General features: G+C 67.6%; 21 protein-coding genes. 8 read left to right on the top strand and 13 right to left on the bottom strand.

Translation table 11 applies throughout. The annotated features are described in order from the left end of the window. Window positions 1–56: 56 nt before the first annotated feature. The 3 genes from QE393_RS05380 (at window position 57) to QE393_RS05370 (ending at window position 2,128) form a co-directional block, all read left to right on the top strand. Window positions 57–965: a LysR family transcriptional regulator gene (locus QE393_RS05380; protein WP_273809347.1), complete on the top strand. Its 909-nt coding sequence runs from the start codon at window positions 57–59 to the stop codon at window positions 963–965. A 106-nt stretch (window positions 966–1,071) separates the two neighbouring features. After that, the gene (locus QE393_RS05375; RefSeq protein ID WP_273809346.1) at window positions 1,072–1,443 is read left to right on the top strand and encodes a YkgJ family cysteine cluster protein; all 372 of its coding nucleotides are present in this window, start codon (window positions 1,072–1,074) and stop codon (window positions 1,441–1,443) included. A gap of 412 nt (window positions 1,444–1,855) precedes the next feature. Further along, the gene (locus QE393_RS05370) at window positions 1,856–2,128 is read left to right on the top strand and encodes an HU family DNA-binding protein (RefSeq protein WP_007159052.1); all 273 of its coding nucleotides are present in this window, start codon (window positions 1,856–1,858) and stop codon (window positions 2,126–2,128) included. A gap of 101 nt (window positions 2,129–2,229) precedes the next feature. Here the strand turns inward: QE393_RS05370 and QE393_RS05365 are convergent, their stop codons facing one another. The 3 genes from QE393_RS05365 to imuA are packed head-to-tail and all read right to left on the bottom strand — an operon-like array spanning window position 2,230 to window position 7,332. After that, the gene (locus QE393_RS05365; RefSeq protein WP_273809649.1) at window positions 2,230–5,304 is read right to left on the bottom strand and encodes an error-prone DNA polymerase; all 3,075 of its coding nucleotides are present in this window, start codon (window positions 5,302–5,304) and stop codon (window positions 2,230–2,232) included. Beyond that, a complete protein-coding gene (locus QE393_RS05360) occupies window positions 5,301–6,710 on the bottom strand; it encodes a DNA polymerase Y family protein (protein ID WP_273809338.1) in 1,410 nt (469 codons plus the stop codon). The genes QE393_RS05365 and QE393_RS05360 overlap by 4 nt, the downstream gene beginning before the upstream one ends. A gap of 7 nt (window positions 6,711–6,717) precedes the next feature. Then, window positions 6,718–7,332: a translesion DNA synthesis-associated protein ImuA gene (gene imuA, locus QE393_RS05355; protein WP_263258725.1), complete on the bottom strand. Its 615-nt coding sequence runs from the start codon at window positions 7,330–7,332 to the stop codon at window positions 6,718–6,720. Between the two features lie 442 nt (window positions 7,333–7,774). Here imuA and QE393_RS05350 point away from each other — a divergent pair, with 442 nt between their 5' ends. Beyond that, window positions 7,775–8,260, top strand: a complete 486-nt coding sequence (locus QE393_RS05350; RefSeq protein ID WP_273809336.1) for a DUF4124 domain-containing protein — start codon at window positions 7,775–7,777, stop codon at window positions 8,258–8,260. A 181-nt stretch (window positions 8,261–8,441) separates the two neighbouring features. Here the strand turns inward: QE393_RS05350 and QE393_RS05345 are convergent, their stop codons facing one another. The 3 genes from QE393_RS05345 to QE393_RS05335 form a co-directional block, all read right to left on the bottom strand. Continuing rightward, window positions 8,442–9,386, bottom strand: a complete 945-nt coding sequence (locus QE393_RS05345; RefSeq protein ID WP_273809335.1) for a transporter — start codon at window positions 9,384–9,386, stop codon at window positions 8,442–8,444. Between the two features lie 72 nt (window positions 9,387–9,458). After that, window positions 9,459–10,226, bottom strand: coding sequence for a coniferyl-alcohol dehydrogenase (locus QE393_RS05340; protein WP_273809334.1), 768 nt, complete (start codon window positions 10,224–10,226; stop codon window positions 9,459–9,461). 215 nt (window positions 10,227–10,441) lie between these two features. Further along, a complete protein-coding gene (locus tag QE393_RS05335) occupies window positions 10,442–11,914 on the bottom strand; it encodes a benzaldehyde dehydrogenase (RefSeq protein ID WP_273809332.1) in 1,473 nt (490 codons plus the stop codon). Between the two features lie 226 nt (window positions 11,915–12,140). On the opposite strand from QE393_RS05335, the gene QE393_RS05330 reads away from it, so the two are divergent. From QE393_RS05330 to QE393_RS05320, 3 genes are all read left to right on the top strand, one after another. After that, window positions 12,141–13,868 carry a sigma-54-dependent Fis family transcriptional regulator gene (locus tag QE393_RS05330; protein WP_273809330.1) on the top strand — a complete coding sequence of 576 codons (1,728 nt, stop codon included), beginning with the start codon at window positions 12,141–12,143 and terminating at the stop codon, window positions 13,866–13,868. 54 nt (window positions 13,869–13,922) lie between these two features. Further along, window positions 13,923–14,387: a MarR family winged helix-turn-helix transcriptional regulator gene (locus QE393_RS05325; RefSeq protein WP_187978910.1), complete on the top strand. Its 465-nt coding sequence runs from the start codon at window positions 13,923–13,925 to the stop codon at window positions 14,385–14,387. Window positions 14,388–14,697: 310 nt separating this feature from the next. After that, complete coding sequence (locus tag QE393_RS05320) at window positions 14,698–15,420, top strand: IclR family transcriptional regulator (RefSeq protein WP_273809328.1); 723 nt, start codon at window positions 14,698–14,700, stop codon at window positions 15,418–15,420. On the opposite strand, the gene QE393_RS05315 is transcribed toward QE393_RS05320, so the two are convergent. The 3 genes from QE393_RS05315 to QE393_RS05305 form a co-directional block, all read right to left on the bottom strand. Further along, window positions 15,401–16,333 (bottom strand): amidohydrolase family protein, encoded by a 933-nt coding sequence (locus QE393_RS05315; protein ID WP_273809327.1) that lies wholly within the window; start codon window positions 16,331–16,333, stop codon window positions 15,401–15,403. The genes QE393_RS05320 and QE393_RS05315 overlap by 20 nt on opposite strands. Before the next feature lie 51 nt (window positions 16,334–16,384). Next, window positions 16,385–17,716 carry an MFS transporter gene (locus QE393_RS05310; RefSeq protein ID WP_273809326.1) on the bottom strand — a complete coding sequence of 444 codons (1,332 nt, stop codon included), beginning with the start codon at window positions 17,714–17,716 and terminating at the stop codon, window positions 16,385–16,387. 74 nt (window positions 17,717–17,790) lie between these two features. After that, window positions 17,791–18,768, bottom strand: a complete 978-nt coding sequence (locus QE393_RS05305; RefSeq protein WP_273809325.1) for a hydroxyacid dehydrogenase — start codon at window positions 18,766–18,768, stop codon at window positions 17,791–17,793. A gap of 212 nt (window positions 18,769–18,980) precedes the next feature. Here QE393_RS05305 and QE393_RS05300 point away from each other — a divergent pair, with 212 nt between their 5' ends. After that, complete coding sequence (locus tag QE393_RS05300) at window positions 18,981–19,655, top strand: RraA family protein (RefSeq protein ID WP_273809323.1); 675 nt, start codon at window positions 18,981–18,983, stop codon at window positions 19,653–19,655. 233 nt (window positions 19,656–19,888) lie between these two features. Here the strand turns inward: QE393_RS05300 and QE393_RS05295 are convergent, their stop codons facing one another. The 4 genes from QE393_RS05295 to QE393_RS05280 all read right to left on the bottom strand — a co-directional run bounded on the left by QE393_RS05295 (window position 19,889) and on the right by QE393_RS05280 (window position 26,046). Beyond that, window positions 19,889–21,244, bottom strand: coding sequence for an MFS transporter (locus QE393_RS05295; protein ID WP_273809321.1), 1,356 nt, complete (start codon window positions 21,242–21,244; stop codon window positions 19,889–19,891). A gap of 55 nt (window positions 21,245–21,299) precedes the next feature. Next, on the bottom strand, window positions 21,300–22,220 hold the full coding sequence (locus QE393_RS05290) for an SMP-30/gluconolactonase/LRE family protein (protein ID WP_273809319.1): 921 nt from the start codon (window positions 22,218–22,220) through the stop codon (window positions 21,300–21,302). A 433-nt stretch (window positions 22,221–22,653) separates the two neighbouring features. Continuing rightward, window positions 22,654–24,522, bottom strand: coding sequence for a feruloyl-CoA synthase (locus QE393_RS05285; protein ID WP_273809317.1), 1,869 nt, complete (start codon window positions 24,520–24,522; stop codon window positions 22,654–22,656). A gap of 75 nt (window positions 24,523–24,597) precedes the next feature. Then, window positions 24,598–26,046: an aldehyde dehydrogenase gene (locus tag QE393_RS05280; protein ID WP_273809315.1), complete on the bottom strand. Its 1,449-nt coding sequence runs from the start codon at window positions 26,044–26,046 to the stop codon at window positions 24,598–24,600. Window positions 26,047–26,079 lie beyond the last annotated feature (33 nt).

Raw genomic sequence — 26,079 nt, 5'->3', positions numbered from 1 at the left:
GCACGCGAATAAAGGCGCACCCTGGGAATGAACTGTGCACGCTATGGAAACAATCCTTGGACACCCTGAGAGCCCTGCAGGCCTTTATCAAGATCGTCGAACTGGGCAGCCTGACCGCCGCGGCGGAGCGGCTGGAACTGTCACGCTCGGCGCTCACCAAGCACCTGGCGGCCCTGGAGCGACACTACGGCACCCGGCTGCTGCAACGCACCACTCGCACCCTGAGCCTGACCGAGGCCGGGCGTACGCTGCATGAAGGGCTGGTCCCGCTGCTGGGTGATCTGGAGGCCCTCGAACAGCGCCTGCAGGAAGGCCACGAGCGGCCTCAGGGGCGGCTGAGGGTCAGTGCGCCCCTCACCTTTGGCGTACGTCATCTGGCACCGCTGGTGAGCAGCTTCCTGCATGAGTACCCCGCGGTCGCCATCGACCTGGAGCTGAGCGATCGCCAGGTGCGCCTGGTCGAGGAAGGCTTCGATCTGGCCGTGCGCATCGGCGACCTCAGCGACTCCAGTCTGGTGGCGCAGCCCCTGGGCGCGGTCGAGCTGTTCATCTGCGCCGCACCCGCCTATCTGCAGCGCCATGGTCGCCCCGAGCACCCCGCCGCCTTGCGTGAGCATCGCTGCCTGCTCTACAGCTACGCCAGCGATGGCGATCTCTGGGAATTCCAGCGAGAGGGGGAGCGCCTGCAGGTCAAGGTCAGCGGGCCCCTGCGCGCTAACAATGGCAGCGTCCTCCACCAGGCGGCGCTGGACGGCCACGGCATCATTCGCCAGCCGGATTTCCTGGTGGGCGATGACCTGGCGGCGGGTCGCCTGGAGCGACTGTTCGCCCCCTGGCACACCCAGGCCATCGCCATCCACGCCCTCTATCCCCATCGGCGCCTGGTGCCGGCCAAGGTGCGACTGTTCATTGCCTGGCTGCAGCGACATCTGGTCACACCCGAGCACCTGAAAAGACTGCCGTAGGTCGCCGCCGAACGGTCGTTGGAGGGGGCTTCGCAACCTCACGGGGCTTGCCTAGAATCCGTGCCTGTCCCACCGGCCCTGCCGGTTCCTGCGATGGCTGTCGTCCATGTCGACCGAGAATCCTTGCCTCAGCTGTGGCGCCTGCTGCGCCCATTTCCGCGTGTCTTTCTATTGGGGCGAATGCCAGTCGGCAGGCGGCCTGGTGCCCGACTACCTGACCGTCGCGATCAGCCCGCACCTGGTGGCCATGCAGGGCACCGAGCAGAAGCCGGTACGCTGTGCGGCCCTGCTCGGCGAGGTGGGCTGCGGTACGCGCTGCACCGTCTATGAAAACCGTTCCAGCACCTGCCGCGAGTTCACCGCCGCCTGGGAGAACGGCGAAGCCAATCCGCACTGCGATGCCGCCCGTGCGGCCTATGGCCTGCCGCCCCTGACGCCACCGTTGCAGCCGCAGCTATCACCCGACCGCGTAGCTTAGGCACTGTACGAAAACTGCCTGCGCTCGGTGATGCTTCGTTGAAAACCTCTGGGTCGCCAGCCCGGTCGGAATGCTCATTTACCCCTTGTAAACTCCGCTTCCTCAAGGTTTTTCGCCTCGCCTCACCATCGCTCGGCGACTTTTCGTTCAGCGCCTAGAGGAAACCAAACGGCCATCGCCGCTGCCCAAAAAGGCGACGGTTGGGCTGTGAAGCGTGGAAAATGCAGTGCGGATCAGGTTTTCACGCCCCTGCCAGATCGAATACCCTATCGTTCTTTCGCCCGCTATGCGTATCCTGTAGCGCCGAACAACAAGGCTGCTTCAACCGGCCACGTAGAGGCTCACAAAGGCTCTACGCAAGGCAAAGCTGCCGCTATACTGCCTGGCCAATACTCACACATGGAGTTTTTACATGAATAAAGCTGAGCTGATCGACGCCATTGCCGCGTCTGCCGACCTGCCCAAGGCCACCGCTGCCAAAGCCCTGGACGCCTTCACCACTGCGGTGACCGACGCCCTGAAGCAAGGCGACAGCGTTAGCCTGGTCGGTTTCGGAACTTTCGCAGTAAAAGAGCGCGCTGCTCGCGAAGGCCGCAACCCGCAGACCGGTGCCACCATCAAGATCGCCGCTGCCAAGCTGCCCGGCTTCAAGCCCGGCAAAGGCCTCAAAGACGCCGTCAGCTAAGACTGCGTTGGTCGATTCTTGTCTTCCGGGCGCTTCAGAGCGCTTCGGAAGACAGTCCCCCGCTCCACCCGCTCTTCCCCGCCTCACCTCCCCCTTGCGCCCTAGTGGAAATCCCGACTTGACACCATGAGTTCGTCGAGCAAAGGACTCAGGTCGGTCAAGCGACCGGCGATCAGGTGCTGCACCCCCGCTTCCCGTTCCAGATGCCCTTCGACCTGTAGCAGTCGTGCCTGCAACAACGGTCGTCGCTGCTGTTCGCCCACCGCGCGCCAGACCACCACATTGAGCATGCCGTGCTCGTCTTCCAGGGTCACGAAGATCACCCCGCTGGCCGTGCCCGGTCGCTGTCGTCCGCGTACCAGTCCGGCCACCCGCACCAGGGCACCCGACCTGATCTCGTCCAGCTGGCGGAAATCCCGGCAGCGTCGTGCCTGGAGTTCGCCGCGTAACAGGATCAGCGGATGCGGTCCCAGGGTGGTGCCCAGCATGCGGTAGTCGGCATGCACGTCCTCCGCGACGCTGGGCACGGGCAAGGCCGGGCGTTCCTCCAGGGCATAGTCCGCCGACGCGAACAGCGGTAGCTGGCGCTCCACGCCGGCCATGGCCCAGCGTGCCTGATGACGATCACCGGCCAGCTCCGCCAGGGCGCCGGCCTCGGCCAGCTGTCCGCGCGCCCGGGCGTCCAGCTCGGCCCGGCGACAGAGGTCCTCGACGTCGCGAAAGGGCCGCGTACCCCGTGCCGCTACCAGGCGCTGGCCAGCCGCTTCCGCCAGCCCCTGCACCAGGCGCAGGCCCAGGCGGATCGCCGGCTGATGGCCGGCACTCGCCTCCAGCCGGCAATCCCAGTCGCTGGCCTGCACGGTCACCGCGCGCACCTCGATGCCGTGGCGCCGGGCGTCCTGCAACACCTGATCCGGACTGTAGAAACCCATCGGCCAGCTGTTGACCAGGGCACAGGCGAAGGCGGCCGGCTCGTGGCACTTGAGCCAGGAGCTGGCATAGGTCAGCAGGGCGAAGCTGGCGGCATGGGATTCGGGAAAGCCGTAGCTGCCGAAACCCTTGATCTGCTCGAAGAGGCGCGCGGCGAATTCCGGGCGATAGCCGCGCTCGACCATCTTGTCGTGCAGTCGCGTGCGGTGAGGCTCCAACCCGCCATGGCGCTTCCAGGCGGCCATGGAGCGGCGCAACTGATCGGCCTCGCCCGGGGTGTATTTGGCAGCGGTTATGGCGATCTGCATCACCTGTTCCTGGAACAGCGGCACCCCCAGGGTACGCTCCAGGGCTGGACGCAATTCGTCATGGGGATAGTCGGCCTCCTCTTCTCCGTTTCGGCGGCGCAGGTAGGGATGCACCATGTCGCCCTGGATGGGACCGGGACGGACGATGGCCACCTCGATCACCAGGTCGTAGAGGGTTTGCGGCCTGAGGCGCGGCAGCATGGCCATCTGGGCGCGGGATTCGATCTGGAACACCCCCACCGTATCGGCGCGGGAGATCATGGCGTAGGTGGGCGGGTCTTCCTGGGGCAGGCTGGCCAGAGTCCAGCGCTGGCCGCGCCAGCCGGCGACCAGGTCGAAGCAGCGGCGCAGGGCGCTGAGCATGCCCAGGGCGAGGATGTCGACCTTGAGCAGGCCCACGGCATCGAGGTCGTCCTTGTCCCACTGGATCAGGGTGCGTTCGGGCATGGCGGCGTTTTCCACCGGTACCAGCGTCGCCAGGGGCGCTGCGGAAATGACGAAGCCACCGGGATGCTGGGAAAGATGCCGGGGAAAGCCGATCAGTTGGCCGGCGAGGATGAGCACTCGCTGCAGCAGCGGGCTGTCCGGGTCGAAACCCGCTTCGCGCAGGCGCTGCGGACCGGGGATCTCGTCGGTCCAGCGCCCGGCGCACCCGGACAGGGCGTCGAGCTGGTCGCCCGGCAGGCCCAGGGCCTTGCCGACATCGCGCAGGGCGCCGGCGGCGTGATAGGTGCTGACCACCGCGGTGAGCGCGGCGCGCTCACGCCCATAGCGGCGAAAGACGTACTGGATGACCTCTTCGCGTCGCTCGTGCTCGAAATCGACGTCGATATCGGGCGGCTCGTCGCGCTCACGGGAGATGAAGCGCTCGAACAGCAGATTGCCGGTGAGCGGATTCAGCTCGGTGATGCCCAGTACATAGCAGACCACCGAGTTCGCCGCCGAGCCGCGGCCCTGGCAGAGGATGTGCTGGCGGCGGGCGTAGTCGACGATGTCGTGCACGGTGAGAAAGTAGTTCTCGTAGCCCTTTTCGGCTATCAGCGTCAGCTCTCGGGCCACCTGGTCGGTGACCCGTTCCGGCGCGCCCTCCGGCCAGCGCCAGGCCAGGCCGCGGCGGGTCAGCTCGGCCAGCCAGGAGCCGGCCGTCGCGCCGGCGGGTATCACCTCCTGGGGATAGCGATAGCGCAACTCGCCCAGATCGAAGCGGCAGCGGGCGGCGATCCTCAGGGTCTCGGCGCGCAGCGCCGCGGGATAGAGCCCCTCGAGTACCGTCAGCGGGCGCAGATGGCGCTCGCCGTTGGGATGCAGGCGATAGCCGGCTTCGGCGACCGGCAGGTGATGGCGGATGCCGGTGAGCACATCCTGCAGGGCCCGGCGCCCGCGGGTGTGCATGTGCACGTCGCCACAGGCCACGGCCGGCACGCCCAGTTGGGTGCCCAGGGCCTGCAACTGCAGGAGTCGGGCGGTATCGTCGGCGCCGCGCAGCAATTCGACGCCGAGCCAGAGGCGCTCGGCGAAGACCTGCTTGAGCCAGGCGCCCTCCTCGGTCACAGGTTCTTCTCCCGGCAACCAGATCGCCAGCAGCCCGGGCAGTGGCGGCTGCAGATCCGCACGAGCAAGCTGGTAGCGGCCCTTGGGCGCACGACGGCGCGCCCGGGTGATCAGGGCGCAGAGGGTCTCGTAACCCGGCAGATCCTCCACCAGCAGCACCAGGCGCAGGCCGTCGTCGAGGGTCAGCTCGCTGCCGACGATCAGCGGCAGCCCGACCTGGCGCGCCGCCTGCCAGGCGCGGACGATACCGCTCAGGGTGCCTTCATCGGTGATGGCCAGCGCCGCATAGCCCAGCGCCCTGGCCCGCTCGAACAACTCCAGGGCGCTGGAGGCACCGCGCTGGAAACTGAAATTCGACAGGCAGTGCAACTCGGCATAGCCGCTCATGCGAACCAGCCCTGGATCCACCAGGGTGTCTCCTCGCCATAGCGGCGAAAGGCCCAGGCCTGGCGTCCGTCGGCCACCTCGATGCGGTAGTAGTCGCGGCGCTGGTCGCCCCCGTCCCACCAGCCACTTTCGATGCGTTCAGGGCCCGCGAGGACGCGGCGTGGCTGGCCGTCGAGGGGGCGCGGTTCGCTCAGCAGCCAACCCGGACGCAGACCGGGCAGCGCGGTCTCCAGGTGTCGTTCCTGGCGCCAGACCAGGGCGCGCTCGGGACGGTGATCCGCCTGGATGCCGAGACCCAGCACCGCCTCTTCGCCCAGCCGGGCACGCAGGCGCTCGCGCAGCGCCTCCCAGCCCACGGCCTGGGCCGGGCGTTCGTCGAACAGGCCATGGCGTTCCGGCACGAAGAGCGGCAACTCCTCGCTTTCCAGGCGCAGCGCCAGCACCGACGCCACCACCTGCAGCTGTTCGAGACGACCACGGGCGAATTCGAACAGCAGGGCGGCATCGCGCTCGGGCGCCAGCAGGCCGATGGTCAGGGCAGTGGCCGGACCCTGGCGATGCTCCAGCCAGAGCAGGAAGCGCTGCACGCCACGGTCGCGACTGGCCAGCCAGGCGGCCAGGTCAGCGGTGAGGCGGCGCAGCGGGAACAGCAGGGCCTGGTGGGATTCCACCTCGAAATTGAGCTCCACCCGCGTCACGAAACGATCGGGGGGTCGATAGAACTCCAGCGCCAGGCTGCGGCTGCCACCCAGCAGATCCAGCTGCTGCAGGAGCTCCGGGGCGAAGCGGCGGGCCAGGGCGGCCCTGGGCAGGGCCTTGAGCTGCTCCAGGCGGCGGATGCCCATGCGTGCCAGTGCCTGGGCCTGCTGGGGGGCGAAACCGGCCCGTTCCACCGGGAGTCGATCGAGCAGACCTGGCAGCTCATCGGCGGAGGCGACCAGGCCGTCGGCGACATTGGTCAGCACTCGCGCCGCCACCGGATTGGGCGCCAGGGCCAGCCGATGGCGAAAACCCAGGCCCTGGAGCTCCTGGCGCAGGCGCCGTTCCAGCCGCGGCCACGGCCCCAGCAGCGGCAGGCTGGACTGCACCTCCAGCAGCAGTGCCCGGGGGTAGTGGCGGCTGACCTGGGAACTGAAGCCATACCCCCAGGCCGCCAGCAGCGTCTCGGCCGTCTCGATGAGCGCCGGATCGTGCTCCTGCTGCTCGAAGTCGCGGGTCAGCGCCTGGGCGGCGGCCAGGGTCAGGCCCGGGCGCAGTCCCAGCGCCCGGGCGGCCGGATTGACCGCCTGCAGCAGACGCCGGTGTGGTGGTCCGGAGAGCAGCACCAGCGGCTGCTCCGGCTGCGGATGACGGCGCAGCACGGCATCCAGCGCCAGCTGCGGAAAGAGGATGCAGGCCCAGCGCATGGCAAGCTCAAGCGCCGCCGGCCAGATCGAGCACGCCGGGTTGCCCGCCCCGACATTTGCGGATGTGCAGCCGTTCCAGGGGGGCCCGGAGTTCCAGGCGCAAGGCCGCTGGCGAGGGATTGTCCAGGGCCGCGGCCGGACGCAGGGCGAAGGCCAGGGTACGACCGCTCTCGGCGGCGACCTGCAACCGGCGCAACTGGCGATCATCGGCGCGCTCGGGCCAGCAGAGCACCGCGCCAAAGCAACCCGAACGCAGGCATTGCTCGGCGGCCCAGAGCACCTCGGCGCCCTGGGCGCGGATCACCACCAGGGAGTCCAGCGCCACGCCGGCCGCCTGCCAGGCCAGGGGATAGGGCAACAGCGGCGGCGCGATCAGGGCGATGCGCTCGGCGGCCTGACTCAGGCGGGCCAGGGTCGGCCAGAGCAGCCGCAACTCGCCATGGCCGGGGCCGGCGAGCAGCAATTCGGTGAGGGCCGCCTCGGGCCAGCCGGCGCCAGGCAGATGGGCATCCAGGGCAGCGACCCCGGTGGGCTGACCACTGCGCCGGGCTTCGGGACTGGTCTGCCCCTTCCACAGGCGCCGCTCCTCGAACAGCCGGGCCAGGCTGGCGCCGCCGCTCATGCCGCCAGACCTGCAGGGGTGTTGTCCATGGCCATCGCCTCTATCTGTATATGCATACAGTATTAGAGGCGATTCGCATCGGGGTCAAGTCGAACCGCTGTCTGGGTCGATGAAGGGGGCCACCCGGATCCAGATCACGTCGCCGACCAACGCCGCAGGCAACCGCCATTGTTCAAGGGCATGGCGGAGGCGATAAGGCTGTCAACTGACCTGTAGCGCCGGGCATCCGGCAACGCACTCGAGGGTGGGCCAGGAGGCGCTGGATGCCCGCAGGATGAGGAACACGAAGACGCTTGGCAGCCATCGGCACGGTCGCAGGGTCCTTGCGCCGACGTCGGTCGTCCAGCCACCGGATCCATCCCGGGTGCGCGCCGCCACTGGGAGCCGCGGCAGGCATCTTGTATCCTGCTGATGACACTTCGAGTGCCCGGAGGGCCTCATCATGCGTTCGCTGCTCTATGGCCTGCTGCTCGCCAGTGGCGTCGTGGCCGCTCAGGATGTCTACAAGTGCGTGGACGACCAGGGCCGGACGACCTATACCCAAGGCGCCTGCCCGACGAATAGTCAGATCACCACCATTCCGCTGCAGAGCCTGCCCGACAGCAACGGCTTCACGCCGCCGCCCAGGCCCGCCACGCCTCCGCCGGTCAGTGCGCCGCGCGAGGTCACCGTGGTACCCGCCCCCGCTTCCAGCCGCCAGCGTCCGGTCGACGACGTCACCGTGGTCGGCGGCTCTTCGTCCTCTTCCAGTTCGCGGCAGGAAACCGAGGTGCGCGGCTCCGGCATCATCTACCAGCCGGTGCCGGTCTACATCGACCGCCGGCCACGCAACGAGACCTGGCACATGGTGCCCCATCCCCAGGCCCAGCAACCCCAGCCGCCGGCGCCTCCACCGCCGCCGAACCGGGGCATCCCCATCGATCGCTAGCGCCAGTGTGGTGTTTCAGACGTTAACTGCACAATTTTAGCGGCGCTTTTTCGGCTTGAGTGGCGTTGCCACTCCTCGCCATAGCCCTGCTATGACTCGTCGCGGCGACTAGCCCAAGTCGGAGCGCCGAACCGTCAAAAAATCACTCGCCAATTCTTGCGCGAACGTCTGAAACACCACACTAGAGCTTGTGCAGGAAGTTGACGACGAACTTGCGCCCCTCGGTGCGGTTCTCGGCGTCCTGCTCGAAGTAGCTGTTGACGGTGACCAGGTTCTCCCGGGAAAAGGCGTAGGTGAAACCCGGGCCCCAGGCCCAGACCTTTTCCCGCCGCCCGCTGACGTCATGGCCGTCCACCTGGGTGTCGGTGATCTGCCGGAGCCAGTAGCCGCTCAGGCCGACGCTGAGCCGGTCGTTCAGCGCGTACTGGGTGGCGAAGTTGGCGTGCAGCGCCTGGCCGGCCTGGGTGTCGGACACCTCGCCAAAGCTGCGTAGCGGCTGGTCGTTCTTGCCATTCCACAGGTACCAGAAGCGCCCGGTGACCGACCACTGCGGCGTCAGCCAGTAGGTGGTGGCGTAGTAGGGATTGAAGGACCAGAAGTTGCTGCCCGGATTGATCGCCCGGTCGCGGTCGTAGCGACCGATGGGGGCGACGATCTCGGCCTCGATGCGCTGTGCCCAGCGCGGTCCGCCATCGGGGCGGGTGGTGGTGGGCAATTGCAGGAAGGCGCCCAGGGTCAGGTCCCCGACCCCTTCGCGGGCGCTCAGCGCCTGGCCGCCGAGTCCGTCATCGACATCGGCGTGGGCCAGCCAGGGCAGGATGGCGGTGAAGCCGGGCATGGCGCCATTGGCCAGGGGCTGGCCGACATAGATGATCTGGCTGACCGGGGCGAAGGTGGTCAGCTCCTGCTTGGGCAAGGGCAGCTTGCGGCCGTCCTGGTCGTTGAAGCGGCTGGTCTTGCCATAGATCAGGTACTCCTCCCAGTACCAGCCGGGGCCATCCGGCGCCGGCGCGCCGTCATAGAAGCTGGTGGAGCCGAGATTGAGACCGGGCAGATCGTAGGCCTGGGCCAGGGTGGAGGCGAGACTGGCCGCGGCCAGCAGACAGAATCCGAAACGTGTGCGCATGACGTCGTCCTGGAGTTGTTCTTGTTGTGGGAAAACGCGATCACCGCACCCGGGCAGGCGCGGCGATCCGGGTCAGACGTAACTGGCGGCGAGACCGCCATCCACCGGCAGGTTGACGCCGTTTATCCAGCGCGAGGCATCGCTGCAGAGGAAAGCAATGGCCGCAGCCACCTCGTCGGCCAGCGCCGGGCGTGGCATGCGCTGGCTGTCGCGGGCGACGCGCTCTTCGCCGAGCATGCTGACGAAGTCGCCGAGGATGGGGGTGAATACCGGCCCGGGCGCCACGCAATTCAGCCGCACGCCGAATTCGCGAAACCAGGTCTGGGACTGCACGAAGCTCCAGACGATGAGCGCTTCCTTGAAGTACTGGTAGCAGGTGGCCTGGTCCACCGGATGAGCTTCCAGCCAGGCCTGGGCCTGGACGAAGTCAACGATCTGCGCCAGCGCGCGATGCTGCTCCAGGCGCTGTGGCCATTCGGCGCCGAGGATGGAGGCGACGTTGACGATGGCGCCTCCCTGCCCCAGCCGCGCGACCAGTTGCTGGCTGAGCAGGCGCAGGCCGAGATAGTTGACTTGCGCCACTGCCTCCCGGGGCGCCGTGCCCGGCACCCCGGCGATATTGCACAGACCGTGCAGGCGCTCCGGCAGGCGGCTGACCAGGGCGGCGATGCTGTCGGGATCGCCCAGGTCGGCCTGGTGGAAGTCGTCCAGGCTGAGCTGGGGCTGGTTGCGGTCGACGCCTATCACATAGGCGCCCTGAAAGCGCGCCAGACGCGCCAGTTCGGCGCCGATGCCAGAGGCCACGCCAGTGACGACCAGGGTCTTGCCATACAGGGTCATGGGATTTTCCTCTTGTTGTTATTGGGGGTGAAACAGGGGCTTGGAGCCTGTTCAAAGGCTCGCGAGCTAGAGCCAGACAAGGCGAACATGGCTGAGGAAGCGGATCGGACCCGCGCTCGGGTTTACGAGTGGTAAATGAGCATTCCGATCGGACTGGCGACCCAGGTCGTGTTCAACGCGGTTTGGCCGACGCGCAGCAGCCTTTGAGCAGGCTCTCAGAAGGGATAGCGTGGCGGCTCGCTATGCTCGGTCACCCACTGCCACTGGCTGTAGTCGTCCCAGTTGCACAGGCCGCCGACACTGCCGCCATTGCCGGACTGGCCACGCCCGCCGAAGGGATTGACCACCTCGTCGTTCACCGTCTGGTCGTTGAGGTGCAGCATTCCGCACTCCAGGCGTTCACCCAGGGCGCGGGCGCGGGCCAGGGAGCCGGAGAGCACGCCGGCCGCCAGGCCGTAGGGGGTGCGATTGGCCAGGTCGACGGCCTCGGCCTCGCTGGCGAAGGTCACCACGCTGGCCACCGGACCAAAGATCTCTTCGTCGAAGGCGCGCATGCCGGGACGGACACCGCTCAGTACGGTCGGGGCATAGAACAGCCCTTCGTGCCGGCCGCCCTGCTCCAGCCGGGCACCGGCGGCGAGGCTGTCGGTGACGATACCCCGTACCCGTTGCAGCTGCCGGGCGTTGATCAGCGGACCCAGCTGGGTCGTGGGTTCCAGCGGATCACCCAGGCGCAGGGCGGCGGCGCGGGCGACCAGACGTTCGGTGAAGGCGGCGGCGAGGCGCTGGTGCACCAGGATCAGGCCGGTGGCCATGCAGATCTGGCCCTGGTGCAGGAAGCTGCCCCAGGCGGCGCAACCGACGGCGCGGTCGAGATCGGCGTCGTCGAGCACAATCAGCGGATTCTTGCCGCCCAGCTCCAGGGCCACCTTCTTCAGGTGGCGCCCGGCGCTTTCCGCCACCTGGCGCCCGGCCTGGGTCGAGCCGGTAAAGGCGATCATCCGCACCTGGGGATGGGCGCAGAGCGCCGCCCCGGCCTCGGCGCGACCGGGCAGCACCTGCAGCACGCCCTTGGGCAGGCCGATGGCCTCGAACAGCCGGGCGATCAGGATACCGCCGCTCACCGGCGTCTGGTGATCCGGCTTGAGCACCACGGCATTGCCGCAGGCCAGCGCCGGCGCCACGGCGCGCAAGGAGAGGATCAGGGGAAAATTGAAGGGCGAGATCACCCCCACCACGCCATGGGGCAGGCGGCGGGCATAGGACAGCGCCCCGCGCTCGCTGGGCAGGACCACGCCATGGGGCTGCAGCAACTGACCGGCGACCTGCTGCAGGATGACCCCGGCTTCGCGCAATTCCAGCTCGGCCTTGGGCAGGATGCCGCCGGTCTCCCGGGCGATCAGGGGGGCCAGTTCGGCGCGATTCATTTCCAGGTGCGCGGCGGCGGCCAGGAACAGCCCGGCCTTCTGCCGGGCGGTCCAGCCGGCCCAGGCCGGTTGCGCCTGGGCCGCCTTGGCGCAGGCCTGGTCGATGTCGGCGACACTGGCCAGGCCGGTGCGGTGCAGGGGCTGGCCGGTGGCGGGCTCGGTGACCTCCAGGAGGCCGCCCTGGGCGGCGATCCAGTCGCCATCAAAAATCCGCTCGCGCCAGGGTGCGCCGTCCAGGAACGGCGTGGATGGTCTGCTCATAGCCTTCTCCTTGTTGTTATCGGGCCGCGGTGGGCACAGGCAAGACAGCAAGGGCTGTGCCCAGGTTGGGCCGACATCGAAAAGAGCAACACAATCAATGGCTTGCTATCGCGCGCGAGCCTGTGCACCAGGCTCATCCGGCAAACGTCTTGCTCAAAAGATAAAGTTATGAGGTATAACCATTCTCTCGATTGCGCATTTGCGCAGTTCTTCCGGGAGTCCGCTGATGGCATTGTCCGAACGCCTGTCCCTCAACGCCTTACAGCAGGTCGCGCCGGGCCTGCACCGGGGCGACAGTGCCGCCTGGGATGGCAGCGCCAGCCCGACCCAGGCGGAACTGGCCGAGTGCCTGTTCTTCTCGCCCGGCGATGGCCGCATCTGGCTCAATGACCAGCGCATGCTGCTGGTGCACGCCTCATCCTTTGGTGCCCTGCGGCGCGAGTTGATCGGCGCCCTGGGTCAGGAGCGCGCCCGCGGTCTGCTGACCCGGGTGGGCTATCTTTCCGGGGTAAGGGACGCCGAACTGGTGCGCAAGCGCTGGCCCCAGGCCGACGCTGCGGCCATCTTCGCCGCCGGCACCCGCCTGCATGGCCTGGAAGGTCTGGTGCGGGTCGAGCCGCTGCATTTCGAATTCGATGTCGACCAGGGGCGTTATGGCGGCGAATTTCTCTGGCATCACTCGGCTGAATGCGACGAGCACCAGATCGCCCACGGTCAGGGCAGCGATCCGGCCTGCTGGATGGAGATCGGCTATGCGATCGGCTACGTCAGCAGCCTGTTCGGCCGCCTGGTGATCTTTCGCGAGGTGGAATGCCGTGCCATGGGCCACCACGTCTGCCGGGTCGAAGGCCGCAATGCCGAACGCTGGCCCGACGTGGCAGAAGACCTGCGCTATCTCAATGCCGCTGGCGACGGCGCTCCCGAGACAGCCGCCACGGAGCGCCAGCCCGCGCCCCTGCCCAACGCCGCCGACGGCCAGCAACCGCTGGTGGGCGCCTCGGCGGCCTTCAACAGCGCCTTCCAGGCCCTGCAGCGGGTCGCCCCGACCCCGGCCACGGTGCTGCTCACCGGTGAATCCGGGGTGGGCAAGGAATTGTTCGCCAGCCACCTGCACCGCCTCAGTCGCCGCGCCGACGGCCCCTTCGTCGCCCTCAACTGCGCGGCCATTCCCGAGAATCTCATCGAAGCCGAATTGTTCGGCGTGGAGCGCGGTGCCTACACCGGCGCCAACCAGTCCCGCGCTGGGCGCTTCGAGCGCGCCCAGGGCGGCACCCTGTTCCTCGACGAGATCGCCTGCCTGAGTCTGCCCGGCCAGGGCAAGCTGCTGCGCGCGCTCCAGGAGCGCGAGATCGAACGGGTCGGCGGCAGTCGTACCCTCAGGGTGGACGTCAGGGTGATCGCCGCCACCAATCTGGACCTGCGCGACGCGGTACGCCGCGGCGATTTCCGCGAAGATCTCTTCTATCGGCTCAACGTCTATCCCATCGGCATCCCGCCGTTGCGGGACCGCCGCGACGACGTGCCCCTGCTGGTGGATCTGTTCCTACGGCGCTTTTGCGCCGCCTATGAACGCCCGCCGGTGGGCCTGACCATGCGCGCCCTCAAGGCGCTGCTGCGCTACGACTTTCCCGGCAACGTGCGGGAATTGCAGAATCTGGTGGAGCGCGGAGTGATTGCCAGCGATCCGGGCGAACTCATCGACCTGCCCCACCTGTTTCGTGGCGAGCCGTTGCCGGCCGACCTCCTGGAACCAGCGCCGCAGACAGCCAGCTGGCTGGAGCGCCTAGGCGTGGACGGCCAACGCCCGCTGCACCTGAGACAGCTGGAAGCCGAGCTGCTCGACGAAGCCCTGGCGCGCAGCGAGGGGAACATGGCCGCCGCGTCGCGACTGCTGGGCCTGAGTCGTGCCCAGTTCGCCTATCGCCATCGCCGCGCACGTCAGGATCTGGACTAGAATGCCCCCTCGATACCCTCCTCTCGCCATCTCCGACGGAAGCCCTTCCCGCCGATGAGTTCCCCCGACGACGCCACGCCCCTGGACCCTGCCGCCACCCCCTGGCTGGACACCGCCGTAGGCTATGCCCTGCGCCGCGCCCAGATGAAGATGTTCCAGCACCTGGTGGACAGCCTGGCCGCCTACGACCTGCGCCCCGCACAGTTCACTGCCCTGGTGATCCTCGAGCAGGAACCCGGCCTGATGCAGGCCGACCTGGCCCGGCGCCTGGCCATCGAGCCGCCGCAACTGGTGCTGCTGCTGAACAAGCTGGAACGCCAGGGCCTGGCCGAGCGGGTGCGCGGCACCCAGGATCGTCGCGCCTACGCCCTGCACCTCACCGAGCAGGGCCGTGCCCTGGTCGGTGAACTCAAGGAACGCGCCGCCGCCAGCGACCGCGCCGCCAGCGCGCCGCTGGAAGATGCCGAGCGGGCCGAGCTGCTGCGCCTGCTGCGCAAGCTCAATGGGGAGTTGGGCTGAAGGGCCGTGGGCGGATAGCGGTGCTCCCTGTTGGGCTTCGCTGCGCTCAACCGCAACCTACGAAATCCAACCTACACCCAACCGCCCCCTCTCCTTTGGGGAGAGGGCCGGGGTGAGGGACACCGGCAGCGCCCGAGGCACCGCCCCGTTGGGCTTCGCTGCGCTCAGCCGCAACCTACGGAAGCCCAACTACACCCAACCTCCCCCTCTCGCTCATGGCGAGGGCCGGAGTGAGGGTCAACCTGACCCTAGGCGCCTCCGGTCCGCTCGCGGATAATGCGGCTCCCCGTCCGCTCAGGAGACATCCAGGTTGAATACCCCTCGTCCACGCCCGGAAGTTGCCGGCGTCGCCTCCGCCGACCGCGTCCTGACCGTGCTCACCGCCTTTCGCATCGGCGATTCGGCCCTGAGTCTCGCCGAGCTGACCACCCGCACCGGGCTGATCAAGAGCACCATCATGCGCCTGCTGGTCTCGCTGGAGACCTTTGGCCTGGTCACCCGCCTCGCCGACGGTCGCTACATGCTGGCCAGCGAAGTGGTACGACTGAACGCCATCTACCAGGACGCCCACGATGTGGAGCGCCACATCATGCCGCGCCTGCATCAGCTGACCGAAGAGAGCGGCGAGACCGCCTCCTTCTATGTGCGCCACGGCGCCTATCGCCTCTGCCAGTACCGGGTGAATTCGCCCCATAGCCTGCGGCTGCACCTGCAACCCGGCGACATGCGCCCCATGGACGAGGCGGCCAGTGCCCAGGCCCTGCAGACGCCCTATCTGGTGGCCAGGGCCGGCCTGACGCCCTTCTACTCCCGTGGCGCCACCGATCCCCATGCCGCGTCCCTGGCCTTGCCGATCTATGGCGCCCAGGAAGAGCTGCTCGGCGCCCTGGTCATCTCCGGTCCGGCCAACCGCCTTACCCAGGAACGCGCCCGCGCCCTGCACGGCATACTGAGCGCCATCGCCGACGAGCTGACTCGCAGCCTGGGCGGCAAGCCGCTCTACGGCTCGACCGTCATAAGTCGTACAGACTGACCGGATTGTCGCGCAGGATGGCGGTACGCACCCTTGCGTCGGGTGCCCAGTCGGCCAGCAGGTCGAAGATATGTCCGTCGTCCGGCTTGTTGCCGGCCGCCACCGTGGGGTGTGGCCAGTCGCTGCCCCACAGCAGTCGTTCGGGATGGCGCCGTACCAGCTCCCGCGCCACGGCGCCGACGTCGGCATAGTCCGGCGGACCACTGCGCGACCTGATGTAGGGCCCCGACAGCTTGACCCAGGTACGGCCACCGTCCAGCAGCCGTCCCAACACGGCGAAGGCCAGCGACTGCACGCCTTCCGGCTGGGGCACATGGCCGAGGTGGTCGATCACCAGTCGCGCCGGCAGACGTTGCAGGCGACTCTCCAGCTCCAGCAGCTGATTACCCGGAGCGACCACCTGGACGTTCCAGCCCAGCTCGTCGACCCGTGCGGCCAGGGGCTCCAGATCGGCCAGGTCGGTGCCGCCGTAGCTGAGGTTGAAGCGGATGCCGCGCACCCCGGCCTTGTGCAGGTCCTGCAACTCGGCCTCGGTGATGCTTCGGTCGATCACCGCCACGCCCCGGGCCTGGCCACCGCTACGCGCCAGACCGTCGAGCAGGCAGCCATTGTCGGTGCCATAGGTGGACGGCGTTACGATCACCATTCGCTGCAGCCCCAGCAGGGCCTGCAGCTGGTGATAATCCTCCAGGGAGGCATTGGGCGGGAGCAGCTTGGCGCCCGGCGCCGCTGGGTAGCGGTCGTCGTAGAGGTGCATGTGGCAGTCGACGCTGCCGGCCGGTGGCTTGAGCCGGGGCGCCGTCTGGATACTGGAAAAGGGGGTAGCGGCCTGGACGCCCAGGGCGTCGAACAGGCACAGGGCGGCACCCGTCTGGGCGCTCGCTTGCAGGAAGCGCCGACGATTGAAGGTCATGGAGGATTCCTCGAAGGGACGGCCGACCGAGCGGGCCGGCCGTGACCGGTGCTAGCCGGCGTTGGTCGCTACGCTCTGGGCTTCGGCCTTGGCGCGCATGGCCTTGCGACCCATGATCAGCACCAGCAGACCGCTGATGGCGCACAGGGTGGCCAGCGGCAGCACGGCCAGGGCATGGCTGTGGGTGGCGCCGTGGATGGCACCGTAGACGTTGACCATTACCCCGCCACCGATGAGGTTGGCCAGGGCACCGATGGCGGCCAGACCGGCTGCGGCGGTGGACGACGACAGCCAGCCCGAGGCGAGTGCCCAGAACGGCCCCTTCATCGAATAGGCACCGATCAGCACCAAGCTCAGCAGGATCACCGTGGACGCCAGCGACGAGGTGAACATGCCCGCCAGCAGGCCCACGGCGATCAACAGCATGGTGAGCGAGGTATGCCAGCGACGCTCGCCGGTGCGATCCGAGCTGCGGCCCCAGAGGACCATCGCCACGGAGGCCAGGCCATAGGGAATGGCATTGGTGAGGCCGACTTCCAGGTTGGACAGGCCAAAGGACTTGAGCAGTTGCGGCGCCCAGACGCTCATGGTGCTGCCGGCCGCTGAGGCGCCCGAGTAGATCAGCGCCATCACCCAGATATCCTTGTGCTTGAGCAGTTGCCACAGGGAGATATGGCCGATGCTGGTCTTGCGACCGCGCTCCTCGGCCAGCCTGAGCGTCAGCCAGTTGCGCTGCTCGTCGCTCAGCCATTTGGCCTGCTCCGGGCGGTCAGTGAGCACGAACAGGCAGGCGATGCCCAGCAGCACCGCCGGGATGCCTTCCAGGATGAACAGCCAGTGCCAGCCACGGATGCCCAGCCAGCCGTCCAGGCTCAGCAGCAAACCGGAGAGCGGCGAACCGAGGAAATTCGCCCCCGGTATCGCCACCATGAAAAGGGCGACCATGCGCGCCCGGTAGTTGGACGGCAGCCAGTAGGTGAGATACAGCAGCACCCCGGGAAAGAAGCCGGCTTCCGCGGCGCCCAGCAGGAAGCGCATCACGTACAGCGAATTGGCACCCTGGACGAAGGCGGTACCGGCCGAGATCAGCCCCCAGGTGATCATGATCCGGGCGATCCAGATCCGCGCGCCGAAGCGCTGCAGCGCCAGGTTGCTCGGCACCTCGACCAGGAAATAGGAAAAGAAGAACAGGCTGCTGGCGAAGCCGAAGATCGCCGGCGTCAGGCCGAGATCCTTGTTCATCTGCAGCGAGGCCATGCCGATGTTGCCGCGATCGATGATGGCGATGAGGTAGCAAACCATCAGGAATGGGAGGATGCGCCAGGCAACGCGGCGCATGGTCGCGCGTTCCAGTTCGCTGACCGGGGGCGTCGGGGTAGTCATGAGAGCTCTCCGTCTTATTGTTGTGGAGATAGCGTGGCAGGCAGCCTGGTGGGGCCGCCCCGTCGCCGCCGCGCTTAGGCGGCCGTCAGGTGGCGATTGACCACCGCGCGCGACTCCACCGTCTTGCCGTGCCAGCAATCGAGCACCTGCTGCACCGCTACCAGGCCGACCCGGTCCCGAGCCTCGGTGGTGTTGGCGCCGACGTGCGGCGTGGCCACCAGGTTGGCGAGCCCCCAGAGGTCGCTGTCCGCCGGCGGCGGTTCGGGATGGAAGGTATCCAGACCGGCGCCGCCGATCTGGCCTTCACGCAGCGCCGTTACCAGCGCCTGGGTATCGATCAGCTCGCCACGGGCGGTGTTGATCAGCAGGCTGCCGGGGCGCATGCGGGCGAACTGGGCGGCGCCGAACAGGTGGCGATTGGCCTCGGTCAGGGGGCAATGCAGGCTGATGACATCGCACTCGGCCAGCAGATTGTCGAAGCTCTCTTCACGCTGCACATGATCGCGCACGGGCAGGTTCTTGAGATAGGGATCATAGACCCGCACCTGCATCCGCAGCGGCGCCACCAGGTCCATCAGCACGCTGCCGATGGCGCCCAGCCCGACCAGACCCAGGGTCTTGCCGAACAGCTCGGTGCCATTGGCCTGGGCCTTGTCCCAGTGGCCGGCGTGCATCCGCGCATTCAGCCAGGGGGTCTGCCGCGCGACGCTGAACATCAGGGCGAAGGCGTGCTCGGCCACCGACTGGGCGTTGGCGCCCAGGGCGATGGTGACCGGAATGTTTCGATCGGCGGCCGCCTGCAGGTCGATGGTGTCGTAGCCCACGCCGTGCTTGGCGATGATCGCCAGCCTGGCTGACGCCTCGATCATGGGCCGGGTCAGCTTGCCCTGGCGGACGATGATGGCGTCAGGCTGCTCCTGGCGGATCAGGGCGAGCAGGTCGTCATGGGGCATGTAGGGCTCGGTCGGGATGACCTGAACGTCATGGGCGGCGGCCAGGGCCATGGCTTCGGAAGCCAGTGCCGGACCGGTGAGCAAGATCTTGCGGGTCATCGAAGTACCCCTTGTTGTTATGAACGGGCGCAGCGCCTAAGGCGAGCGATCTGCCTCAGAACCTAGCATAATGAAATGGCATTGCAAATTTTATATTTATGCCCCTAAAAAGACCCGATCAAAGGACTTGAAACCTTAAAAACGAAATGCAATTCTGAAAATAGCCAACCAATACGTGGCGGCATCCCACAATTCCCACAAGAGAAATGCCCATGACCATCGGCTTCAGAGTGCTCACTGCCCAACGCAAGGTCGCGGCCGACTGGGTCGCGCGTTACCGCGACATCCCGGTCGCCAACGTCAGCGACTCCATGCACCGCATGACCGCTGGCGGCTCTCGCCTGCGCCCCATGCATCGCCAGGGCGTGCTCGCCGGCCCCGCCCTGACCGTCAAGGCGCGTCCGGGCGACAACCTCATGCTGCACTACGCCCTGAACATCGCCGAACCGGGTGACGTGATCGTGGTGGATGCCGGCGGCGACCTGAGCAATGCCCTGATCGGCGAGATGATGGTGGCCTATGCGGTCAAGCGTGGGGTCGCCGGCATCGTCATCAATGGCGCCATCCGCGATGCCGCCAACATCGGCGCGAGTGACTTCCCGCTGTTCGCCGCCGGCATCTCCCATCGCGGTCCGTACAAGGACGGCCCCGGCGAGATAAACGTACCCATCGCCCTTGATGGCATGGTCATCGAGCCGGGCGATCTGATCATCGGCGATGACGACGGCCTGCTCTGCGTGCCCTACGATCATGTTGCCGAGGTCTATGACCGCGCCGCCGCCAAGCACGCCGCCGAAGAAAAGCAGATGCGGCAGATCGCCGAAGGTACCAACGACCGCAGCTGGGTCCTGGAATCGCTCAGGAAGAAGGGCTGCGCCCTGCCCTAGCAACCTCTTGCCGGCATGAAAAAGGCAGCCCTTGGCTGCCTTTTTCATGGAGATACCCTCTGCCAGGCCTCCCGGCAAATCAATCCGGTAATGACTCCGTACTTTCCGACCGCTGCCGGTAGATGCATCCCGCTGCCTTTCTCCAGTCTTCGCGTCTGGCGCAGGTGCAACCAACGGGACCTGTAAAGGAAAGAGGCGGCCGAGGCCGCCTCTTTCCTCCAGAACCTTTCGCCTCAGGTACGACCTACCCCTTCCAGGCCCGTCGCGCCCAGCGGCTTCACCGGTACCCGCCGACTCGGATCACCCAGCCAGAGCATCAGCACGACCCCCAGCGCCAAGACCGAGGCCACCACATAGAAGGGCCCGGAGAAACTCTGGGTGGCATCCTTGACCAGGCCGATGGCGAAGGGCCCGACGAAGCCACCCAGGTTGCCGATGGAGACGATCAGCGCCAGTCCCCCTGCCGCGGCCCGACCGGTCAGGAAGGTGGAGGGAATGGCCCAGAAGGTCGCCTGGAAGGACAGGATGCTCGCCACCGCCACGCTCAGGCAGGTCATGCGCAGCAGCGGATCGGCCGAGAGCGCGGCGCCCACCAGGCCCAGCGCGGCAAGCGCCAGGGCACCGGCCACATAGGGCAGCCGCTGGGCACTCTGGTTGGCCTGGCGCGCCCAGAGCGTCATGGCCACCGCGCCGAGCACATAGGGAATGGTCGCCACCAGGCCCACGGTGGTGTTCTGCATGCCCAGGCTCTTGATGATCTGCGGCATCCAGATGCCGATCCCCACGGAGCCGACGATGCCGCAGAAGTTGATGGCGGCCAGCATGAACACCCTCGAGTTGGTGAAGGCGTGGCGCAGCGTGGAACCGTGGGTGGCACCGATCTCGCGCTGCTCGCGGGCCAGGCGTTCGATCAGCCAGGTGCGCTCGCGGGTCGACAGCCAGCGCGCCTTGGCCGGCGTATCCACCAGCACGAACAGACAGAGAATACCGAGCAGCACCGCCGGCAGGGCCTCCGCCACCAGCAGGAATTGCCAGTTCCTCAGCCCCATGAAATCGTGCACGTCCAGCAGCATCCCCGACAGCGGCGAGCCGATGATGTTGGCGGTGGGAATGCCCAGCAGGAAGGCCGCCGTGGCCTTGGCGCGCCATTTGCCGGGAAACCAGTAGGTGAAATAGAGGTAGACCCCCGGGGTGAAACCGGCCTCGGCCACTCCCAGCAGGAAGCGCAGGATGCTGAAGCTGACCGGCCCGGTGGCGAAGGCCGTGGCCATGGAGATCAGGCCCCAGCTGATCATGATCCGCGCGATCCAGACCCGCGCGCCGAAGCGCTGCAACAGCAGGTTGCTCGGCACTTCGAACAGGAAGTAGCCGAAGAAGAACAGGCCCGCCGCCCAGCCGAACATCGTCGCGGTGAGGCCAAGGTCCTGGTTCATGCTGATGGCGGCGAAGCCGACATTGGTGCGGTCCAGGTAGCTGACCACATAGCAGGCGAAGATGAACGGCAGGATGCGCCACAGGGCGCGCCGCAGGAGCTGTTCGCCTTCGGCATCGGTCAGGGGCGGCTGCTCGCCCGGACGGGTCTGGCTCATGGGTAACCTCTCTTGTAGTTGTTGTGGGGTAAAGCGCGAGACGCCGCAGCGCCGGTCAGAGATGGGAAAACAGCGGCAGGCCGCGTACCGGAGCCTCCGCGCGCAGGATGCTGCCGGTCTCGGATTCGGTGATGAACAGGCTGCGTCCTTCGGGACCGCCAAAGGCCAGGTTGGTGTTGCTGATGCCGGCGCAGGATTTCAACCGGGCCAGCGGCTCGGCCACCGGCGAGAGCTGCCAGACCGAACCGAAACCGGTATGGGCGATGTAGAGATTGCTCTGCTCGTCCAGCGCCAGGCCGTCCGGTCCGCCCAGGCCGCCATGCAGCTGGGCGAAGACGCCGACCTTGCCGACCAGCGGGCCGTTGCCCAGCGGGATACGCCAGATCTGCTGCGCCCGGGTCACCGCCACCAGCAGGTGGTTGAGTCGCGGATCGAAGACGATGCCGTTGGGGCTGGGCACCGTCGCCAGCAGGCAGCTGAGCTGGCCATCGGCACCCAGTCGATAGACCCGGCCGCTGGCATCCTGCAGACCGGTCTGCCCCTGGTCGGTGAAATAGAGATCACCGGCAGGCGAGAACACCAGGTCGTTGACGCCCTTGAAGCCCTCCGAGCCGGCGCTACCCAGCAGCGTTTCCACCTCGCCGCGCAGCGGATCGAGCAGCAGGATGCCGCGCTTGTAGTCGGCGATGAAGATGCGTCCGTCGCGGTGGATCTTCAAGCCGTTGGGCCAGCCGTCGTATTCGCAGACCAGCTCCCACTCGCCCTGGGGATCGATGCGGAAGATGCGCCCATTAGGAATGTCGGTGACGTAGAGATTGCCCTGGCGATCGAAGGACGGTCCTTCCAGGAAGGAATCGATGGCGCGGCCCTGGCGGTTGGCATCGGCCCAGGCGGTACGCCGTGGCTGGCGATAACGTTCGGGCAGACGGGTGAAGACAGCAGTTTCCAGCGTCGGAGGCGCAGTGAAGAAGCTCATGCACAGAGACCTTTGGCGGCGACGTAGGCCGGCTAGCGGAGGGGGATTGCCCTTGTATTTATGAAACGCTATTTCAAAATAAAGCATGAATAGCCAAATGCAAGCCCTGGCAGCCTGTATTCCTTGCGGAAATTACAGAGTCATAATCTGAAATCAGAACGAAACCCTGGAAAGACCCGGTTGACGGGCCAGCACGCGGCCAGCTACCTGGAAAGCCAGGTCCGGTCAGCGGCTACTGGGAAGCAAGACAGGGATGCAGCGAGCGACTGGCGCCTGGTTCAGCGACAGACGAACAGGAAAACGCCCGACGCCCTCCCGGGCGCCAGGCGTCTCTGCAGCCGGGAGTGCGAGGATGGCAACGGGGTGCCGAAGCGGGCCACCAGGACCGGGATGGCCGGCATTGCACCGGGCACCCTGATCCCGGCGCTGCGCCTCACGCCCTGATCAACAGCGGCGCCGTTCCCTGATAGCAGGCGTCCAGCCGCTCGGCGCGATGGGTCAGGACGCTGCGCTGGTTGAGTGAGCCCTTGTCGGTGATCTCGCCGCGGTCGGCGGATGGCGGCTCCTCCTGCAGGGCGATCCATTCCAGGCGGCTGGCGTTGCCCGAGGCCTCGCGATTGAGGCGCTTGAGCCAGGCGGCGAACCAGTCCTGCACCGGGGCGCTGGCCAGCACCGTGACGGCATCGACGCCGTCGTCGAGCCCGGCCAGTTGCCGGCAGTCCGCCAGGCGCGGAAAGACCAGCAGTCCGAGACACTCGCGATCCGGCGCCGCCACCACCACGTCCTGCACCAGTGGCGTGCCCTCCAGTACCGCGCGATTGCGCAGGGGACCGACGCTGACGAAGACCCCGGACGAGAGCTTGAAGTCCTCGGCGATACGGCCGTCGAACATCAGGCCCAGTTGCGGATTGGCCGAATCGACCAGCTTGAGCGCATCGCCCGAGCAGTAGAAGCCTTCCTCGTCGAAGCAGGCGGCGGTCTGGGCGGTATCGCGCCAGTAGCCGGGCATGATGTGCGGGCCGCGGAAACGCCCTTCCAGCTTGCCGTCCACCGGCACCAGCTTGAGTTCGCACCCCGGCGCCGGCACCCCGACGTAGCCGGCCACTGACAGCGGTCCGGTGGTGAAGGTGCAACTGGGCGAGGCCTCGGTCATGCCCAGGCCGGCCATCATGCGGATGCGTTCGCCGCAATGGGCCTCGGCGATGCGATCCAGGCGATCCCAGACGCTTTGCGACAGCCCCGCCGCGGCAAAGAAGAACAGCCGCATGCGGGCGAAGAAGCGCTCGCGCAACTCGGCGTCGCGCTCCAGGGCATTAGCCAGCTCTTCCCAGCCGCGCGGGACCGTCAGGTAGGCGGTGGGCGACACCTCACGCAGATTGCGCAGGGTCTCGCCGAGGCCCTGGGGTGTCGGCTTGCCTTCGTCGAGATAGAAGGTGCCGCCGTTGTAGAGCACGATCCCCAGGTTGTGACTGCCACCAAAGGTGTGGTTCCAGGGCAACCAGTCCACCAGCACCGGCGGCTCTTCGCCGAACACCGGAAAGGTCTGCAACAGCATCTGCTGGTTGGCGCAGAGCATGCGCTGGGTGGTGGTCACCGCCTTGGGCAGCTTGGTGGAGCCGGAGGTGAAGAGAAACTTGGCGATGCTGTCCGGCCCGGTCGCGGCAAAGGCGCGCTCGGCGGCGGCCAGTTCACCGCGGGCGAGCAGCGCCGCGAAGGCCAGGCTGCTGCGACCCTGTACCTGACCGCGGGTCGCGATCACCGGGACGTCGGCGGGCAGCACGGCGTCCAGCGCCTTCTGGAAGGCCGGGCCATCGCTGACGAACACCAGCCCCGGCTGTAGCAGGCCGCAGACATGGCGCAGCTTGGCGTGGTCCTGGGACAGCAGCGCATAGCCGGGCGACACCGGGCAGAAGGGAATGCCGGCATAGAGCGCCGCCATGGCCAGTTGCAGGTGCTCCGGGTCGTTGCCGGAGAGAATCGCCAGCGGGCGCTCGGCACAGAGGCCGAATTCCAGCAGCGCGGCGGCCAGTTGGCGAACCCGGTGCAGCATCTCGCCATAGGAAAATTCGCGCCAGGCGCCGCCGGCCTCTCGCGCGGCGAAGAAGGTGCGGTCCGGTGCCACCGCGGCCCAGTGCAACAGCCGGTCCAGCAGTCGCGGCGGCGGCGGGGTCAGGGCTTCCTGGGAGGCCATGTAGAGCAGTCCACCCCGCTCCTCCACGGTGACGCCGGGTTGTCCCAGGGTCACCGGGCGATAGCGCAGCGGCTGATCGGCGGGCGCGCGGGTTTGCGTGACGTGACTCACCTTGAATTCTCCTCTGGGCTGGCGCCCGGAGGCGCCTCTTATTGTTATCGCGACAGGAGCTAGGTACGGCGGACGCTAGATGGGGTAGTGGCGTGGCCCCGTCTGCAGCGTCACCCAGCGCAACTGGGTGAAATGCTCGATGGAAGCCCGCGAGCCGAAGCTGCCGTAGCCGCTCGACTTGACGCCGCCGAAAGGCATCTGCGCCTCGTCGTGCACCGTCGGGCCGTTGATGTGGCAGATACCGCTCTCCACCCGTTGCGCCAGCGCCAGGGCACGGGCGGTGTCGCGGCTGAAGATGGCGGACGAGAGGCCGAATTCGGAATCGTTGGCCAGGCGCAGCAGGGCTTCGTCGCCCTCGGCGCGAATCACCACGGCAACCGGTCCGAAGGACTCCTCGGCATAGAGCTTCATCTCGGCGGTGACGCCATCCAGCAAAGTCGGTTGCAGGATGCTGCCGTCGAGTTCGCCACCACAGACCAGGCGAGCGCCCTTGCCCACAGCGTCGTCGATCAGCGCCTTGATGCGGGTACCGGCGCTGGCGTCGATCAGCGAGCCCAGCACCGAATCGGCTGCACTCGGATCACCGGCCTTGAGGGTGCGCACCTTGGCCGCCAGGCGCTCGACGAAGGCGTCGGCGATGCGGCTGTCCACCAGCAGGCGCTCGGTGGACATGCAGATCTGCCCCTGGTTGAAGTAGGCACCAAAGGCTGCAGCCGCCACGGCGGCGTCCAGGTCGGCATCCTCCAGCACCAGCAGCGGCGCCTTGCCGCCCAGTTCCAGTACCGCCGGCTTGAGGTGGCGCGCCGCCAGCTCGCCGACGATGCGACCCACGCGGGTGGAGCCGGTGAAGTTGACCCGCCGCACCGCCGGGTTGGCGATCAGCCGTTCGACGATGGCCGGGGCATCCTCCGGAGCATTGGTGACGACGTTGACCACACCGTCGCCCAGCCCGGCGTCCTGCAGCACCTGGCCGATCAGCCGGTGCACGCCAGGACTTTGTTCGGATGCCTTGAGCACCACGGTGTTGCCACAGGCGAGGGGCATGGCCAGGGCGCGGGTGCCCAGGATCACCGGCGCGTTCCAGGGCGCGATGCCCAGCACCACGCCGCAGGGCTGGCGCAGCGCCATGGCGAAGCTGCCGGGCACATCGGAAGGTATGACCTCGCCCTGGATCTGGGTGGTCATGGCCGCCGCCTCGCGCAGCATGTTGGCGGCCAGGTGGACGTTGAAACCGTACCAGTTGGCCATGGCCCCGGTCTCCCCGGCGAGGGCGACGAATTCGCTACTGCGCGCGGCCAGACCATCGGCTGCAGCCAGCAGGCGCCGGCGGCGCTCGCCCGGCGGCAACGCAGACCAGGCGGGAAAGGCGGCCTGGGCCGCGGCCACCGCGGCGTCGGCATCGTCCAGGGTGGCGGCGGCCACGGTGGAGACCACCGCGCCGGTCACCGGGTGGCAACGCTGATAGCTGCGACCGTCGCCGGCCGGACGGCTGGCGCCGCCGATGAGCAGGGATACCTCGACCATGACGCTACCTCTTGTTGTTGTGCGTGGGGGCGG

It is taken from the genome of Pseudomonas sp. SORGH_AS_0211 (assembly GCF_031453455.1).
Lineage (GTDB): Bacteria > Pseudomonadota > Gammaproteobacteria > Pseudomonadales > Pseudomonadaceae > Chryseomonas > Chryseomonas aestiva.
Note: the sequence above shows the minus strand (reverse complement) of the source record. Positions and strands in the feature narration are given on the sequence as shown.

Excerpts from the sequence above, each read along its gene's own strand:
- QE393_RS05345 (WP_273809335.1), bottom strand. The coding sequence starts at position 9,386 with ATGCGCACACGTTTCGGATTCTGTCTGCTGGCCGCGGCCAGTCTCGCC.
- QE393_RS05290 (WP_273809319.1), bottom strand. The coding sequence starts at position 22,220 with ATGAGCTTCTTCACTGCGCCTCCGACGCTGGAAACTGCTGTCTTCACC.
- QE393_RS05305 (WP_273809325.1), bottom strand. The coding sequence starts at position 18,768 with ATGACCCGCAAGATCTTGCTCACCGGTCCGGCACTGGCTTCCGAAGCC.
- QE393_RS05325 (WP_187978910.1), top strand. The coding sequence starts at position 13,923 with ATGAGTTCCCCCGACGACGCCACGCCCCTGGACCCTGCCGCCACCCCC.
- QE393_RS05335 (WP_273809332.1), bottom strand. The coding sequence starts at position 11,914 with ATGAGCAGACCATCCACGCCGTTCCTGGACGGCGCACCCTGGCGCGAG.
- imuA (WP_263258725.1), bottom strand. The coding sequence starts at position 7,332 with ATGAGCGGCGGCGCCAGCCTGGCCCGGCTGTTCGAGGAGCGGCGCCTG.
- QE393_RS05375 (WP_273809346.1), top strand. The coding sequence starts at position 1,072 with ATGTCGACCGAGAATCCTTGCCTCAGCTGTGGCGCCTGCTGCGCCCAT.
- QE393_RS05340 (WP_273809334.1), bottom strand. The coding sequence starts at position 10,226 with ATGACCCTGTATGGCAAGACCCTGGTCGTCACTGGCGTGGCCTCTGGC.
- QE393_RS05330 (WP_273809330.1), top strand. The coding sequence starts at position 12,141 with ATGGCATTGTCCGAACGCCTGTCCCTCAACGCCTTACAGCAGGTCGCG.
- QE393_RS05365 (WP_273809649.1), bottom strand. The coding sequence starts at position 5,304 with ATGAGCGGCTATGCCGAGTTGCACTGCCTGTCGAATTTCAGTTTCCAG.
- QE393_RS05280 (WP_273809315.1), bottom strand. The coding sequence starts at position 26,046 with ATGGTCGAGGTATCCCTGCTCATCGGCGGCGCCAGCCGTCCGGCCGGC.
- QE393_RS05310 (WP_273809326.1), bottom strand. The coding sequence starts at position 17,716 with ATGACTACCCCGACGCCCCCGGTCAGCGAACTGGAACGCGCGACCATG.
- QE393_RS05360 (WP_273809338.1), bottom strand. The coding sequence starts at position 6,710 with ATGCGCTGGGCCTGCATCCTCTTTCCGCAGCTGGCGCTGGATGCCGTG.
- QE393_RS05350 (WP_273809336.1), top strand. The coding sequence starts at position 7,775 with ATGCGTTCGCTGCTCTATGGCCTGCTGCTCGCCAGTGGCGTCGTGGCC.
- QE393_RS05315 (WP_273809327.1), bottom strand. The coding sequence starts at position 16,333 with ATGACCTTCAATCGTCGGCGCTTCCTGCAAGCGAGCGCCCAGACGGGT.
- QE393_RS05370 (WP_007159052.1), top strand. The coding sequence starts at position 1,856 with ATGAATAAAGCTGAGCTGATCGACGCCATTGCCGCGTCTGCCGACCTG.
- QE393_RS05300 (WP_273809323.1), top strand. The coding sequence starts at position 18,981 with ATGACCATCGGCTTCAGAGTGCTCACTGCCCAACGCAAGGTCGCGGCC.
- QE393_RS05295 (WP_273809321.1), bottom strand. The coding sequence starts at position 21,244 with ATGAGCCAGACCCGTCCGGGCGAGCAGCCGCCCCTGACCGATGCCGAA.